The sequence below is a fragment of the Magnetospirillum aberrantis SpK genome (assembly GCF_011022235.1).
Taxonomy (GTDB): domain Bacteria; phylum Pseudomonadota; class Alphaproteobacteria; order Rhodospirillales; family Magnetospirillaceae; genus Magnetospirillum; species Magnetospirillum aberrantis.
Map to the genome: position 1 here is coordinate 122,359 of NZ_JAAIYP010000042.1, position 14,704 is coordinate 137,062.

At 65.9% G+C, this 14,704-nt stretch carries 15 protein-coding genes; 5 read left to right on the forward strand and 10 right to left on the reverse strand.

Going from position 1 to position 14,704, the window contains the following annotated elements; all coding sequences use genetic code 11:
- The first annotated feature begins 13 nt into the window (after positions 1 to 13).
- The 3 genes from G4223_RS16230 to xth all read left to right on the forward strand — a co-directional run bounded on the left by G4223_RS16230 (position 14) and on the right by xth (position 4,276).
- Positions 14 to 2,452 (forward strand): DNA translocase FtsK, encoded by a 2,439-nt coding sequence (locus G4223_RS16230; RefSeq protein ID WP_163681902.1) that lies wholly within the window; start codon positions 14 to 16, stop codon positions 2,450 to 2,452.
- 115 nt (positions 2,453 to 2,567) lie between these two features.
- A complete protein-coding gene (locus G4223_RS16235) occupies positions 2,568 to 3,236 on the forward strand; it encodes a LolA family protein (RefSeq protein WP_163681904.1) in 669 nt (222 codons plus the stop codon).
- A 251-nt stretch (positions 3,237 to 3,487) separates the two neighbouring features.
- Entirely contained in the window at positions 3,488 to 4,276 is a 789-nt protein-coding gene (gene xth, locus G4223_RS16240; protein ID WP_163681906.1) for an exodeoxyribonuclease III, read from the forward strand.
- A 176-nt stretch (positions 4,277 to 4,452) separates the two neighbouring features.
- On the opposite strand, the gene G4223_RS16245 is transcribed toward xth, so the two are convergent.
- The 6 genes from G4223_RS16245 to G4223_RS16270 all read right to left on the reverse strand — a co-directional run bounded on the left by G4223_RS16245 (position 4,453) and on the right by G4223_RS16270 (position 9,448).
- Complete coding sequence (locus G4223_RS16245; RefSeq protein ID WP_163681908.1) at positions 4,453 to 5,103, reverse strand: hypothetical protein; 651 nt, start codon at positions 5,101 to 5,103, stop codon at positions 4,453 to 4,455.
- 97 nt (positions 5,104 to 5,200) lie between these two features.
- A complete protein-coding gene (locus tag G4223_RS16250; protein ID WP_163681910.1) occupies positions 5,201 to 6,727 on the reverse strand; it encodes a YifB family Mg chelatase-like AAA ATPase in 1,527 nt (508 codons plus the stop codon).
- Positions 6,724 to 7,563: a hypothetical protein gene (locus G4223_RS16255; protein ID WP_163681912.1), complete on the reverse strand. Its 840-nt coding sequence runs from the start codon at positions 7,561 to 7,563 to the stop codon at positions 6,724 to 6,726. Before G4223_RS16255 ends, G4223_RS16250 begins: the two co-directional genes overlap by 4 nt.
- A gap of 79 nt (positions 7,564 to 7,642) precedes the next feature.
- Entirely contained in the window at positions 7,643 to 7,966 is a 324-nt protein-coding gene (locus G4223_RS16260; protein WP_163681913.1) for a hypothetical protein, read from the reverse strand.
- A gap of 66 nt (positions 7,967 to 8,032) precedes the next feature.
- A complete protein-coding gene (locus G4223_RS16265; protein ID WP_163681915.1) occupies positions 8,033 to 8,473 on the reverse strand; it encodes a hypothetical protein in 441 nt (146 codons plus the stop codon).
- 93 nt (positions 8,474 to 8,566) lie between these two features.
- Entirely contained in the window at positions 8,567 to 9,448 is an 882-nt protein-coding gene (locus G4223_RS16270; protein ID WP_163681917.1) for a hypothetical protein, read from the reverse strand.
- Positions 9,449 to 9,621: 173 nt separating this feature from the next.
- On the opposite strand from G4223_RS16270, the gene G4223_RS16275 reads away from it, so the two are divergent.
- Positions 9,622 to 9,990, forward strand: coding sequence for a hypothetical protein (locus tag G4223_RS16275; RefSeq protein ID WP_163681918.1), 369 nt, complete (start codon positions 9,622 to 9,624; stop codon positions 9,988 to 9,990).
- A 339-nt stretch (positions 9,991 to 10,329) separates the two neighbouring features.
- Here G4223_RS16275 and gshB read toward each other — a convergent pair whose 3' ends face one another.
- The 4 genes from gshB to rsmI form a co-directional block, all read right to left on the reverse strand.
- Complete coding sequence (gene gshB, locus G4223_RS16280; protein WP_163681920.1) at positions 10,330 to 11,295, reverse strand: glutathione synthase; 966 nt, start codon at positions 11,293 to 11,295, stop codon at positions 10,330 to 10,332.
- A 41-nt stretch (positions 11,296 to 11,336) separates the two neighbouring features.
- Positions 11,337 to 11,948 (reverse strand): BON domain-containing protein, encoded by a 612-nt coding sequence (locus G4223_RS16285; protein ID WP_241004165.1) that lies wholly within the window; start codon positions 11,946 to 11,948, stop codon positions 11,337 to 11,339.
- 63 nt (positions 11,949 to 12,011) lie between these two features.
- On the reverse strand, positions 12,012 to 12,377 hold the full coding sequence (locus G4223_RS16290) for a YraN family protein (protein WP_163681922.1): 366 nt from the start codon (positions 12,375 to 12,377) through the stop codon (positions 12,012 to 12,014).
- On the reverse strand, positions 12,374 to 13,318 hold the full coding sequence (gene rsmI, locus G4223_RS16295) for a 16S rRNA (cytidine(1402)-2'-O)-methyltransferase (RefSeq protein WP_163681924.1): 945 nt from the start codon (positions 13,316 to 13,318) through the stop codon (positions 12,374 to 12,376). The genes G4223_RS16290 and rsmI overlap by 4 nt, the downstream gene beginning before the upstream one ends.
- 53 nt (positions 13,319 to 13,371) lie before the next feature.
- On the opposite strand from rsmI, the gene G4223_RS16300 reads away from it, so the two are divergent.
- Complete coding sequence (locus G4223_RS16300) at positions 13,372 to 14,619, forward strand: penicillin-binding protein activator (RefSeq protein ID WP_163681926.1); 1,248 nt, start codon at positions 13,372 to 13,374, stop codon at positions 14,617 to 14,619.
- Positions 14,620 to 14,704: the final 85 nt, after the last annotated feature.

Here is a 14,704-nt window from a genome sequence, read left to right on the forward strand (position 1 = left end):
GGAAAGGGGAGACATGGCCCTCGCCCGCAAAGCCGCACCCCGCCCCCGTTTCCTGCCGCAAGGCGCCGCCGACGCCATGCGGCGGTTCCTGGTGCGTCTGGGCGGCATCGTGCTGGCGGCGGCGGTGCTGGTGGCGGCGGTGGCCCTGGCGACCGTCGATCCCGGCGACCCTTCGTTCAACGCCGCCGTTTCCGGGCCGGTCAACAATGCGCTGGGGACGTTCGGCGCTACCCTGGCCGATCTTTTGTGCCAGTTCTTCGGCCTGAGCGCCATTCTCGGGTTGCTGGCGACGGCGATCTGGGGCGGATCGTTGGCGGTGCGGGCGTATCCGCCCCGGCTGTGGGGATTGCGGGTGGCGCTGTTGCCGCTGTCGGTGCTGGCGCTGTCGGTGGCCTTTTCCGCGCTGCCGCTTCACACCGCCAGCCTGAGCGCCGGTGCCGGTGGCGCCTTGGGTTCGGTGACGGCCAAGGCCCTGGCCGGTCTGCTGCCGCCCGACCTTGGTTGGATCGTGTGGTTGGGCGCGGCGGTGCTCGGGCTTGGGGGGTGGGTGTTCTCGCTGGGTCTGTCGCCCTCGGACTGGGCTGGGCTGAGCCGTGCCGGGCGCCGCTCCATCGAGGTGGCGGTGGCCACCGGTCAGGCGGCGGGGGCGTTGCGCCAGCGCATGGGCGATACCCCGGTATTCCGCCGCGCCGCGGTGATGGGGGCCGGCGAGGTACGGATCAGCACCCCGTCTCGTCGCCCGCCGGAAGCTTCCGCCGAAATGGACGAGGACGACGACGAACCCTCGCCCTTTTCTCCCGATCCCATCCCGGATGACGACGACGAAGCGGCCCAAACGCCGCCGCCCGGCGCGTTGGTGCAGCCCAAGCGGCCGCCGCCGGCTGCCGGCAAGCGCGAAAAGGCGGCACGCCAAGGCACCTTGGACCTGGGCGAACCGCAAGGGATCGGCTACGAGCTGCCGCCCCTGACCCTTTTGGCGCCGCCACCCGACCAGAACCGCACCCAATTCAGCCAGGACGCCCTGACCCAGAACGCCCGCATGCTGGAAAACGTGCTCGAGGATTTCGGCGTCAACGGCAAGGTGGTGAAGGTCCGCCCCGGCCCGGTGGTGACCCTTTACGAACTGGAACCGGCGCCGGGCACCAAGACCAGCCGGGTCATCGGTCTGGCCGACGACATCGCGCGCTCCATGAGCGCCCTGTCCGTGCGCATCGCCACCATTCCCGGCCGTTCGGTCATCGGCATCGAATTGCCCAACAGCCGGCGCGAGGTGGTCTACCTGCGCGAGCTTCTGGCCTCGGAAGCCTTCGAGAAGGCGCCGGCCAAGCTGACCTTGGTGCTGGGCAAGGATATCGGCGGCGCCCCGGTGATGGTCGATCTGGCGCGCATGCCGCACCTTCTGATCGCCGGCACCACCGGCTCGGGCAAGTCGGTGGCGGTCAACACCATGATCCTGTCGTTGCTGTATCGTCTGACGCCCGACGAATGCCGGCTGATCATGATCGACCCCAAGATGCTGGAACTGTCGGTCTATGACGGCATTCCCCATCTGTTGGCCCCGGTGGTCACCGAGCCGGGCAAGGCGGTGGTGGCCCTGAAATGGGCGGTGCGCGAGATGGAAGACCGCTACCGCGCCATGAGCCAGCTTGGGGTGCGCAATATCGCCGGCTACAACCAGCGTCTGCTCGAAGCGCGCGATCGCGGCGAACAGCTGACCCGCACGGTTCAGACCGGTTTCGATCCCGACACCGGTAAACCGGTCTATGAGGATCAGCTGCTGGAGCTGACGCCGCTGCCGTTCATCGTGGTCATCGTCGACGAGATGGCCGACCTGATGCTGGTGGCCGGCAAGGACATCGAGGCGGCGGTGCAGCGTCTGGCCCAGATGGCCCGCGCCGCCGGCATCCATCTGATCATGGCGACCCAGCGTCCGTCGGTGGACGTCATCACCGGCACCATCAAGGCCAATTTCCCCACCCGTATCTCGTTCCAGGTCACCAGCAAGATCGACAGCCGAACCATCCTGGGCGAACAGGGCGCCGAACAATTGCTGGGTCAGGGCGACATGCTGTACATGGCGGCCGGCGGCCGCATCACCCGCGTTCATGGCCCCTTCGTGTCCGACCAGGAAGTGGAGAAGGTGGTCGAACACCTGCGTTACCAGGGCGAACCCAATTACGTCGAGGCGGTGACCGAGGAAGAGGAGATGATGGATTCCATGGCCGGCGGTGCCGGTGGTGGTTCATCCGGCGACGACCTTTACGACCAGGCGGTGGCCCTGGTGGCGCGCGAGGGCAAGGCCTCGACCAGCTTCATCCAGCGCCAGCTCCAGATCGGCTACAACCGCGCGGCCCGGCTGATGGAGCGCATGGAGAACGAAGGTGTGGTCGGCAAGGCCAACCATGTGGGCAAGCGCGAGGTTCTGGTACGCCGCACCAACGAGGATTATTGACCGATACCGATTTTCGCCACGATTGACGGGTACTCCCCGCAAACCGGTTCCGTGAGTCGGAAATTCGCGGAACCGGTGTAATTTCCTGTTTCTACCGAACCCCAAGAGGTCGTTCATGCCGTCCCTGTCCCGCCGCCGCCTGCTTGCCGCCGTTTCCGGCGCCGTCCTGGCCGGCGCCCTGCCGCTTGCGGCGCTGGCCGCGCCCAAACGCGCCGCCGCGATCTTGTCCGAGCGCGACAAGGCCGACGTGGCGCGGGCCGAGGATTACCTGAACGCCATCACCACGCTGAAGGCGCGATTCCTGCAAACCGCCGAGAACGGCGCCCAGGCCGAAGGCACCGCCTATCTGTCGCGGCCGGGCAGGATGCGGCTTCAGTACGATCCGCCCAATCCCATGCTGGTGGTGGCCGACGGCACCTTTCTGATCGTCCATGACCAGGAACTGGGGGAACCCAGCTATATCCCCCTGGGCTCGACCCCGGCCGGGGTGCTGGTGCGCGAGAACGTGCGCCTGACCGGCGGCGACGTCAGCGTGACGCGGGTGGTGCGGCTGCCCGGCGTGCTCAACGTCAGTCTGGTGGAGGCCGAGGAACCCGAGGCCGGCGAACTGACCCTGGTGTTCTCGGAAAGTCCGTTCGCGTTGCGGCAATGGCGGGTCAAGGACGCCCAGGGGGCGGTCACCTCGGTCTCGCTGTTCGAGGCGCAAACCGGGATCAAGCTCGATCCCAAGCTGTTCGAGTTCAAGAACCCCAATTTCGACAAGCCGCACCTGCGCGAGGGGTGATTCATACTTTTGTGTAGTGGCGGCGGGATGCACGCCACCCCATGTAGGAATCAGAACGGCCGGATCGCGTGGTTCCCGCCATGCTCCCGGCCGGTGGGGTGGTCTCCCCTGCCGACCCCACGCTCTGCACCAGAGCACGGGCGCCCGGTTTTCCCCCCTGACCGGGCGCCCATTTTCGTCGTGCTCTCCGTCCTGCGTGTGCTAAGACGGCGCCGTCCTGCGTCAAGGGCCTGCATCAAGGGGTGGTCGCCGTGCGTCTTGTCACCTGGAACATCAATTCCGTCCGTCTGCGTTTCGGCCTGTTGGCCCAGGTGGTGGAACGGCTGCGGCCCGACGTGATCTGCCTTCAGGAAACCAAGGTCGTCGATGAGCTGTTTCCCGCCGACGATTGCCGCGCCTTGGGCTTTCCCCATCTCGCCTTTCACGGCATGAAGGGCTACAACGGCGTCGCCATCCTGTCCAAGCGGCCGTTGACGGCGGTAGCCAGGCCGTTGCGATGCGACAAGGCCGATTGCCGCCATCTGGTCGCCGAGGTGGACGGGATCGAGGTGCAATGCCTGTACATCCCCGCCGGCGGCGACGTGCCCGATCCGGCGGTCAACGACAAGTTCGCCCACAAGCTGGATTTCGTGCGCGAACTGACCACGCTTTACGCCACCCAATACACGGCCGACCGTCCGGTGATCCTGGCCGGCGATTTCAACATCGCCCCCCTGGAAACCGACGTGTGGTCGCACAAGCAATTGCTGGGGGTGGTCAGCCATACCCCGGTCGAGGTCGAGCTGTTGACCAGGATGCAGGCGTCGGTGCCGTTCATCGATGCCGTGCGGCACATCATTCCGCCAGAGGAACGTTTGTTCAGCTGGTGGAGCTATCGCTCGCCCGACTGGACCAGGAACGACCGCGGCCGCCGGCTGGACCATGTGTGGGTGACGCCGACGCTGCAAGATCGCCTGAAGGGGGCCGAGGTGCTGCGCGACGCCCGCGCCTGGACCCAGCCGTCCGACCACGTGCCGGTTCTGGTGGATATCGCCGATTGATGCCAAGTCCCGGTGTCGGGCTTGTCGAGATTTGATATCAGGCCGGTTCCGCGAATTTCCGATTCGCGGAACCGGTTTGCGCCCATTGCGGGCGCGGCCAAGTGGCCGGAGGGCCACGCCCGGCGAGGGACAAAAAGAAATTTCCGACCAAAGGTCGGGAATTTCTGAAACGAGTATCAGGCCGCCGACAGGCCGCGATGGGTTTCCAGCAACAGGTTACGCACCTGCTCGATCCGTTCCGGCGGCAAGGGCGGCTGTCCGGCCACCGGCCGCGACAACAGGCCGTTCCACAGCCGGGTGCCCTCTTGGGTGCACAGGGTGTGGACCAGGATGCGTAAGGCCCGATGCAACAGCCGCAGCGTGCGCGGGTCGGAGTAGAAATGGTCCCAGGTCAGGTTGTTGCCGTAAACCACCAGCAACGCCTGGATGATGGCCCGGCAATCCTGGTCGATGGGGGCATGGTCGTCGGCCAGGGCGCGTTCGACGAACACGAAATAATTGACCAGATAGGGGCGGGGAAACACCGCGGTGTCGCCGGCCAACAGGCTTTCGAAGGGCCGCACCATCAAGCGCTGGAACGGGTTGGAGCGCGCCCCCACATTGCCCTTGGGCCGGCTGTGAACGATTTGGCATCGTTCCTGCTGCACCTTGAAGGCGCCATCCAGCGACATGGTGCCGCGCCCGATCAGCGCCAGGATGCGTTCGGCGTCGGCCAGCCGCAACATGCCGTTCTTGTCGGCGTGCTCGCGCAGCAGCGCCGTCGCCACGTCAAGGACGACGTTGGAAATGGCATGGCAGGCACGGCCGGATGAACAGGCGCTGGTCATGGAACGGAACTGTGCGCAATTCACTGTCCCGTGTGCAACGGGCGTTCACCCGAGAAGGCCGCACATAACCGTAAGATATAATCTATCAAGCCATAAATTATAGCGAACGGCCGGGCATGATCCGGCGATAACCCAAGGCTTCGGCCACATGAAGGCGGTTGATCGTGTCGCTGTGGTCAAGGTCGGCCAGGGTGCGCGCCACCCGCAACACCCGGTGATAGCCGCGCCCCGACAGCCGCATGCGTTCGGCGGCCTCGCTCAGCAGGGTCTGGCCCTGGGCGTCGGGGGTGGCGATCTCGTCCAGCAACTGGCCGTCGGCCTCGGCGTTGCAGCGGATGTTCCGCTCCGGGCACAGGCGGGCGAAGCGTTCCAACTGACGGGTGCGGGCGGCGGCGACGCGGGCCGCCACCTCGGCCGAGCCCTCGGCCGGCGGCGGCAACGACAAATCGGCGGGAGACACCGCCGGCACGTCCACATGCAGGTCGATGCGGTCGAACATCGGGCCGCTGATCTTGGACTGGTAGTCGGCGCCGCATTTCGGCGCCTTGGTGCAGGCCAGCGCCGGGTCGCCCAGATAGCCGCAGCGGCACGGGTTCATCGCCGCCACCAATTGCACGCGGGCGGGATAGGTGACGTGGGCGTTGGCTCGCGCCACGCTGGCTCGGCCGGTTTCCAGCGGCTGACGCAACGCCTCCAGGGCGCCGCGCTGGAATTCCGGCAGTTCGTCCAGGAACAGCACGCCAAGATGGGCCAGCGAGATCTCGCCCGGCCGGGCGCGCTGCCCGCCGCCCACCAAGGACGGTGTGGAAGCGGAATGATGGGGGTCGCGGAACGGCCGGCGGCTGAGCAGACGGCCCTCGGCCAGTTGCCCGGCCACCGAATGGATCATGCTGACTTCCAACGCCTCGGCCGGCGACAGCGACGGCAACAGGCCGGGCAGGCGGGCCGCCAGCATGGATTTGCCCGATCCCGGCGGGCCGATCATCAGCAGGTTGTGACCGCCGGCCGCCGCCACTTCCAGCGCCCGCTTGGCGCTTTCCTGGCCTTTGATGTCCTTGAGGTCCAGGGACGACGGCTCGGCCTCGGCCAGCCGGGGCTCGGGCCGGGCCAAAACCTGGGTGCCCTTGAAATGGTTGATCAACGCCAACAGATGGGGCGCCGCCAGGATTTCCAGGTCGCCGGCCCATGCCGCCTCGGACCCCTGAGCGCCCGGACAGATCAGACCCCTGTCGGCGGCGTTGGCGGCGATGGCGGCAGGCAACACCCCGGCCACCGGCGCGATCGAGCCGTCCAGCCCCAATTCGCCCAAGGACAGGTATCCCGCCACCTCGTCGGCCGGCAACACCCCCATGGCGGCCAACAGCCCCAGTGCGATGGGCAGGTCGAAATGGCTGCCTTCCTTCAACAGGTCGGCGGGGGCCAGATTGACGGTGATGCGTTTGGGCGGCAGCGCCAGCCCCAGGGAATTGAAGGCGGCGCGCACCCGCTCGCGGCTTTCCGCCACCGCCTTGTCGGGCAGGCCGACGATGGTGAAGCCGACGAAGCCGCTGGAAATCTGCACTTGAACGTCGATGTCCAGGCAGTCGATGCCGGCAAAGGCGATGGTGGGGGCGTGGGCGGTCATTCTGGTGCCTTCGAGGTGAAATAAGCGCGGAGTTCTTCCGCGACCATTGGGTCCTCCGTGAGGATGCGGGCAAAATTTCGGTTGGTCTGGTTGGCTCTCTTTTCGAGATGTTCATGCATATGATATGCAGAACTGTTCCTTATTTTATTCTTATCTAAGAATGCAAACTTTATCTCTGAATTGATTCGCGGAGAAACCGGGGTTGCGGCGGCTTCACCAAGATGAATTGACATGGCATCATCTTTTAAGCGCTGACGCACCTCTGAAGAAAGAACATGGCGACCAGATTCGTATTGAGAGCGGGTTCCCCTGAACGGTTGTGAAAGTGACTGTTCCAATATGTAGCTTACCCAATATGCGTCTTCGTCATCCTGTTGCGTTTCATAGCGACCTGACGTGGCGATGTGCAGATAGGCGGCGCCTTTGATAACGCCAAGTTCGGCACTTCTCTTGACTAAACGCCGGCCCTCATCGCCGCGAATTTCAGCACCATAAATACTCATGGCAAGAGGTTCGCCGGCGGCGACAGCTTTGCGCAGCAATTCGTTCGCCTGATCACTTCTATTTATTTGTGTGTTGAGCGGAAGGGCCAGTGCCAAAGCGGTTTGTGCCGGGGCCCAATCTTTTCCTGCCGGGTCTTGGCATTCTTCAACAATTTGGTGGTTGCGATTGGGCAGAATCTGACCCAGGTGATGGGCTCGCATGCATCTGTAGTTCGGACCGTCCAGCCACGATTGAGGCACGGTTCCCAGACTGGTCCCCTGACTTTCATTCGCCGTTTGGCACCCGGCAATCGCAAGACTGAACAGCAAAAGCGCATGTCGAGCATTCAGCATCTAAATTTTCCGTGGACCTGAGGTGGGCACGCACTCGATGCCGGCGAAGGCGATGGTGGGGGCGTGGGCGGTCATGGCCTCAGGGGTGGTCGGAGGATGGGCGGGGCAGGGACAGGGGGGCCGCGCTCTGCGGCGGGGCGCCGGCCAGTTCTTCCGCCCGCAGACGGGCCAGTTGCTGCCGCAGCTCGGCCTTGCGGACTTCTCCTTTCAGCCATTCCTCTTCCGACAGCAGGTGGGCGGCCTTGGCGATGACATAGAGGTTGAAGGCCCCCAACGCCGCTCCGGCGACCGTGAGCAAGGCGGCTTGGCCGTTGCGGCTGAGCGCCACCACGGAAACCAGCAGCCACAAGGCGGTGACGATACCGTTGCCCCACAGGGCGGTCAGGCGAATCCAGCGCGGCATGGTACGCTCCGTCATATTTTTCGAGAGGATAGCCGGGGCGACCACAACCAACAAGACGCGACGGTATCACTCCAGGTCGGCGCAGCGTTGCAGGGCCGACAAATCCTCGGCCGACCACGGCGGCGGCAACTCATCCTGCGGGCACAGGCGATAGGGAATTTCCTGGTCGGCGATGGCGACCACGAATTCATGGTCGTTGGCGATGCGGTACAACCGGGTGTCGCGGCTGACATAGCCGCTGTCGCGGCAGGTCTGGCCGACCTGCGTCTCCAGCATTCTGGCGCCCTTGGCCGGTTTGACGACAGCGACGTCCTCGGCCTTGCACTGGGCGCCGAACGCCTTGCCGGTGAACAGGGTCAGCGTCGCCTTCGAAGCACGGTCGCAGGACACGTCGGCGCGGACGTAAAAGCCGCGGCGCAACGGCACGATGTCCTTGGCCGTCGCCGGCATCGGCGCGGCCAGCGTCACCACAAGGGCCAGGACAGCCCCGGTCGTGCGCAGTTTCATCTCCGTCTTCCCCCAATGGACGGTGAACAGAGCGGATGCTCGACCAAAAGAACAGGTTTCGACAAGCCCTGGCGGCGGAAAGTTGGAGAGAATCTATCTCGTCAGCCAGGGCGACTTGGCCATATGGGCGCGGACGGCGCGTTCGACCTCGGGATCGTCGGCCAGGATTCGCGCCAGTCCCCGGTTCAGCGGGTTGCTTTGGCGCGGGTCGAGCACGCGCAGGAAAACCACGGGCTTACCGTCGCGGTCCTTGAGCGGTGCGCGTTCGCTTACCGCGTCCTCGACGTCGAAGGTGATGCCGGGCGCCACGGGCGTGGCCGCCGCCGGTCCCATGCGCACGGAACGGGCGTCGGCGGCCAGACGCTGGCGGGTCGTCGTCGGCAGTTGCTCGGGTCCACTTTCGAACCGTTGCCGGATCGAATCGCCCCGGACCACGCCGGCCAACTCGATCAGATAGCTGGCCCAATAGGCGTCCTCGCGTTGGCTTTCGGTGGTGATGGGGGCACCGCCGTTGGTCGCCATCCAGGTGGCGCCGTGCAAAATACCTTGTTCGGCGGCCCGACGGACCAGCCGGCGCCCTTCCTCGCCGCCCAACAGCCCGCCATAGGTGCTGAGGGCGACCGTCTCGCCGGCCATGGCGGCGGCACGCAGGGCGGCGAAGGCGTCGTCCGGCGTCAAGGCCCCCGCCGGCAGGGGGGAACCGCCGACGGCCGCCGACAGGCTTGCCAGCGCCAGCGCGGTCTGTGCCGGCGCCCATTCCGCCGCCGCCGGAGACCGGCAGGCGGCGATCACGGCACCGTAATCCTGGGTCAGGGTTTGGTGCATGTGAAAGGCCTTGAGGCAGCGGTAATGATCCGGGGTCAGCCAGTCGGCCGGCAATTTCCCCCTTTCCGCCGCCCCGCGCCAGTGGTCGTCGGTGGTGCGGCAGCCGGCCAGGGCGGCCACGCAGAGGGCCAGGACGGTCAGAATCTTCATGTCCGTTTTCCCTGATGGAAAGTGGAATGGCCGGATATTCGATCGAAAGCATGTTTGCGGGCAAGGACAAGAACGACAACAATCAAGGGAACTCACAGATTTTGGTTGTCCCCCCTGGCCTGCTGGCGGAGGGATCGTTACGGAGTGCTGGCGGCATGGTGAAAGGATTGCTGATGCTGATGGTCGCGAGCGAAACCCTCTATTTGTCGAACCATGCCTGGATGGTCTCGGTCGGTCGTGATCGTTGGAGTATCTTTGACGGATTGGTGGCGGTGGCCTTGGGACTGGCGGTTTTGCTGGCCTGTTTCGCTTTGGGTTGGATTTGTCCGGTGGTTTTGGCGGTGGTTGCCGCAGGTCATGGCGCCGTGCGGGCATGGGGGCCGGCACGCCTTCGCGAACGCTTTTTCGCCAACCATATTTTTTGGCGCTCGCGGGCCAGGCTGAGTGCCGCCCTGATCGTGGTGGGGTGGTTGGTGTTGCGTCTGGGGGTGCCGCGTCCGGCGCTGGACCCGGTGCTCGCCGACATTTTGTTACCGTTCTGAACGCACAGGGACGATGGGGCTGACAAGGCACACAAAAGCGTCGCGGTTCTCCCGGTATGAAGATGGCGGCTCACCCGTCATGGTGTTTCGCCACAAATAGCGAAAATTTTATGTTTTAATTATCGCGCATCATAGAAACATGCCGTGGATAATGTAGAAATATGGAATTGCGTCGGCGACGATGTTTCATCGTCGCAACAGGCCAGAGCCACTAACTTCGGTGGAAGTTGTCAAACTAACGTCAATCGTAGTTGAAGCGGGGCGGCGTTGCTCGGAAAAAGAAAAAGGAGACGGTGGAAAGCCGTCCCCTTGTAAGAAATATTGTTTGGAAACAGCGTGTTACGCTGTCGGCACCCGCTCGAAGGCGGCGCGGCGCAATTCGATGGCGTCCCAAATCTGGGCCTCGATGCAGACGTCGTCGAAGCGGTCGATTTCCTGGATACCGGTGGGCGAGGTGACGTTGATCTCGGTAAGATAGTTGCCGATGACGTCGATGCCGACGAACACCAGGCCCCGCTCGCGCAAGGTCGGGCCGATGGCGTCGCAGATTTCGCGGTCGCGCGCCGTCAGCTTGGCCTTCATGGCTTGGCCGCCCACATGCATGTTGGACCGTGCCTCGCCGCTGGCCGGGACGCGGTTGACGGCGCCGGCCGCCTTGCCGTCCACCAGGATGATACGCTTGTCGCCCAGCCGCACCTCGGGCAGATAGGCCTGAACGATCACCGGCTCGCGGTAAAGCTGGGTGAACAATTCCAAAAGCGAGTTCAGGTTCTCGTCGTCGGGGGTGACGTGAAACACCCCGGCGCCGCCGTTGCCGAACAGCGGCTTAAGCACGATGTCCTTGTATTCCTTGCGGAATTCCAGAACCTGCTGGCGGTCGGCGGTGATCAGGGTCGGCGGCATCAAGCCTTCGAAATGGGTCACCAACAGCTTTTCCGGGGCGTTGCGCACATGAACCGGATCATTCACCACCAGGGTCTTGGGGTGGATGTGTTCCAACAGATGGGTGGCGGTGATATAGGCCATGTCGAAGGGCGGGTCCTGGCGCATCAGCACCACGTCCATGGTGGCCAGATCGACCAGCTGTTCGTCGCCCAAGGTGAAATGGTTGCCCGGTTCGCGCCGGACCGCCAACGGCCGCACGCGGGCGAACACCCGGCCGTTCTTCAGCGCCAGGGCGCTGGGCAGATAATGAAACAGCGCGTGGCCCCGGCGCTGGCCCTCGAGGGCCAGGGCGAAGGTGGAATCGGCGTTGATGTTGACGGTCTCGATGGGGTCCATCTGGATGGCGACGGCAAGGCTCACCGCGATTCTCCTTCGGCCGGGGGCGGGTGGGGGGATGGGGCTCAGGAACCGTTGCGGCGCGGGTCGTTCTTCAGCCGCACGTAATTGACCACGCCGCGCACGCCGGAAATGTCGCGGGCATAGGCCAGCACCCGTTCCAACTCGGCGTCGCTTTGGGCGATACCCATCAGATAGATCACCGCCTCGTTGACGTCGACGGTGTAGTTGATGTTGCGGATTTCCTTGTCGAACAAAAGGGCCGTCTTCATCTTCTGCGAGATGGCGACATCGCGGGCGTAATCGCCGAAACCCGAATCGCCGCTGTCGATCTTGATCTCGTTGATCACCTCGCGCACGCCGGCCGGTTGCCAGGCCAGCCGCACCGCCTCGACGCGGGCATCGGGGGTGGGTACCGTTCCGGTCAACAGCACGCGGCCTTCCTTGATGGTCAAGGTGACCTGACGGTACATGTCGACATCTTTCTGGAACCACAGGTGGTTGATCTCGGCGCGGATCTTCACGTCGTCGACCGCGCCTTCCAGGCCGCGTTCCTCGGAAGCGGCGGTGGCGGTGGTGGCGCCGGCGCCGATCACCATGCCGGCACAGCCCGACAGCAATCCGGCGACGGCAAGAACGAAGGCGGTGGTGACGGCGGGTCGAAGCATCTTAGCCATGGGATCCTCGGGTTCGAACGCGGGATGGGCGCCCTTGACTGTAGCGGCGGCACCGTGGGTGCCTCAAGCTTCCATGCGCCATGCGTCGGAAATGTGGCGAGGAAACCGCCCCGGCGCCACCAACACCACGTCGAAGCGCACGGCGCACCCGGCCAAGTCGCTTCGGCCGGCCAGGAACGCCTGGGCGGCACGGCGATAGCGCTCCTGTTGACTGGGGGTGATGGCGGCGGCGGCATTTTCCAGGCTGGCCCGCGCCTTGACCTCGACCAGGGCCAGCACCGCCCCGCGCCGGACGATCAGGTCCACCTCGCCCGCCCCGCGCCCGCGCCCGATGGCGAAGCCGCGGGCCAGTACCCGGTATCCCTTGAGCCGCAACAGCCATGCCGCCAGCGTCTCGGCGCGGCGGCCGCGCTTCGCCCGCCGGTTCATTCGGTCTGGCCGGCGGTCTGGCCGGCGCGGGCCAGCTTCAAGGCCCGGGCATAGATCTCGCGGCGGGGGTGGCCGGTTTCGGCGGCGATCAGGGCGGCGGCGTCCTTGACGCTGGCCCCGGCGGCCATCTCGGCCAAAAGCCGGGTGTCCATGTCCTCGGGCGAGACGTCGGCATCGGCGTCGGGCGGACCGACCACCACCACCACCTCGCCCTTGGGCGGTGCGTCGGCATAGCGGTTGGCCAGGGCGAACAAGGTGTCGCGCGCCACCTCTTCGTGCAGCTTGGTCAGTTCGCGGGCCACCGCCGCCGGCCGGTTGCCCAACACCGCCTCCATGTCGGCCAGCGACTCGCCCAGGCGGTTGGGTGATTCGAAGAACACCAGCGTCGCCGGCACCATTGCCAGTTCGCGCAACGCCTGACGGCGGGCATGCGCCTTGTTGGGCAGGAAGCCGGCGAACAGGAAACGGTCGTTGGGCAAGCCCGACAATTGCAGCGCGGTCAGCGGCGCCGAGGCGCCGGGCAGGGCGGTGACCGGGATGTCTTCGGCGACACAGGCCCGCACCAGCCGATAACCGGGATCGGACACCAAAGGCGTGCCGGCGTCGGACACCAGCGCCACCACCGCCCCGTCCTTGAGCCGGGCGAGCAGTCGCGGCCGGGCCTGTTCGGCATTGTGCTCGTGATAGGGGACCAGCGGCCGGTCCAGGCCCAGCCGGGTCATCAGCTTGCCGGTGACCCGGCTGTCCTCGCACGCCACCAGATCGGCGGCGGCCAGTACCTCGACCGCGCGATAGGTGATGTCGCCCATGTTGCCGATGGGGGTGGCGACCAGATAAAGACCCGGCGCCGGTTTACTTCCCCGGCGGGGCAGTCTACCCTCGGGGCCTTCGTTTCCCCGTTCGTTGGAGGCTTCCGGTGCGTCTTGTCGCGGCCTTGCCATTGATCGCTGCCTTGTTGGTAAGCGGATGTCAGCAAGCAGACTTACCACCGTGGATGGCCGGAACCAAGCCGGCACCGGTGTCACAAGAGGTTCGGCCCCAGGTGGTGCCGCCGGCTCCCCTGCCCGCCGCGCCCCAGGTGCCGGTGACCGTCGAACCGGTGGCGCCGGCTTTCGGCGGCGGCGCCATGTCGGCCTATGGCACCCGTCTGGCCGACAAGGACGAGGTGCGGGCCGCGTTGCTGGTGCCGCTGTCGGGGCCGCAGGCCGGGTTGGGCCAGGCCATGTCCAACGCCGCGCAGCTGGCGTTGTTCGAGGTGGCCGACGAACGCTTCAACCTGATTCCGTTGGACACCAAGGGCACCGCCGAAGGCGCCGCCGCCGCCGCCCAGCAGGCGGTGGCCCAGGGCGCCGACATCGTGCTCGGTCCGCTGTTCTCGCCCGAGGTCAAGGCGGTGGCGCCGCTGGCGCGCGAACATGGCCTGCCGGTGCTGGCCTTCACCACCGACCGCACCGTTCTCGGCGACGGCGTCTATACTTTGGGCTTCCTGCCGGGATCACAGGTCAACCGCGTGATCGGCTATGCCCGAGCTCAGGGCAAGGAACGCTTCGCCCTGTTGGCGCGTTCCGACGATTACGGCCGTGCCGTCGCCGACGCCTTCCGCGCCGCCGTGCCGGCCCAGGGCGGCCGGGTGGTCAAGGTGGAATATTACGACCCTCATGCCGCCGATCTGACCAGCGCGGTGCGGCGCCTCACCGATGCCGACCAGCGCGGCCGGGGCAAGGGCAACGAAACCAACCAGGCCACCGGCCCGGTGCCGTTCGACGCGGTGCTGATTCCCGACGACGGTTCGCGGCTGCGGCAACTGGCGTCGCTGGTCACCTATTTCGACGCCGACCCGGCCAAGGTGGCGTTCCTGGGCACCTTGCTGTGGGACGACCCGCGCCTGTCCAACGAACCGTCGCTGCAAGGCGGCGTCTATCCGGCGGCGCCGGCCGCCGCGCACCAGGATTTCGAGGCGCGCTATGGCCGGGCCTTTGGCGCCCTGCCCGGCCGCGTCGGCGGCATCGCCTCGATCGCCTATGACGCCACGGCGCTGGCGGCCATCCTGGCGCGCCAGGCCATGGGCGACTATTCCCCGCAATCGCTGACCAATCCGGTGGGCTTCGCCGGCGTTGACGGGGTGTTCCGGCTGTCGCCCGACGGCACCTCGGAACGGGCCTTGGCGGTGCGTCAGATCACCGCCTCGGGCCCGCGCGAGATCAGCCCGGCCCCTAATTCCTTCGTGACGCCGGGGATGTAATACTAACGGCCATCAGTGTTGATTTGTCTCTGTTGGCTTGCCGCCATTGCGGCGGTGGCCAAGCGGCTGGAAGCCGCGCCCGGCG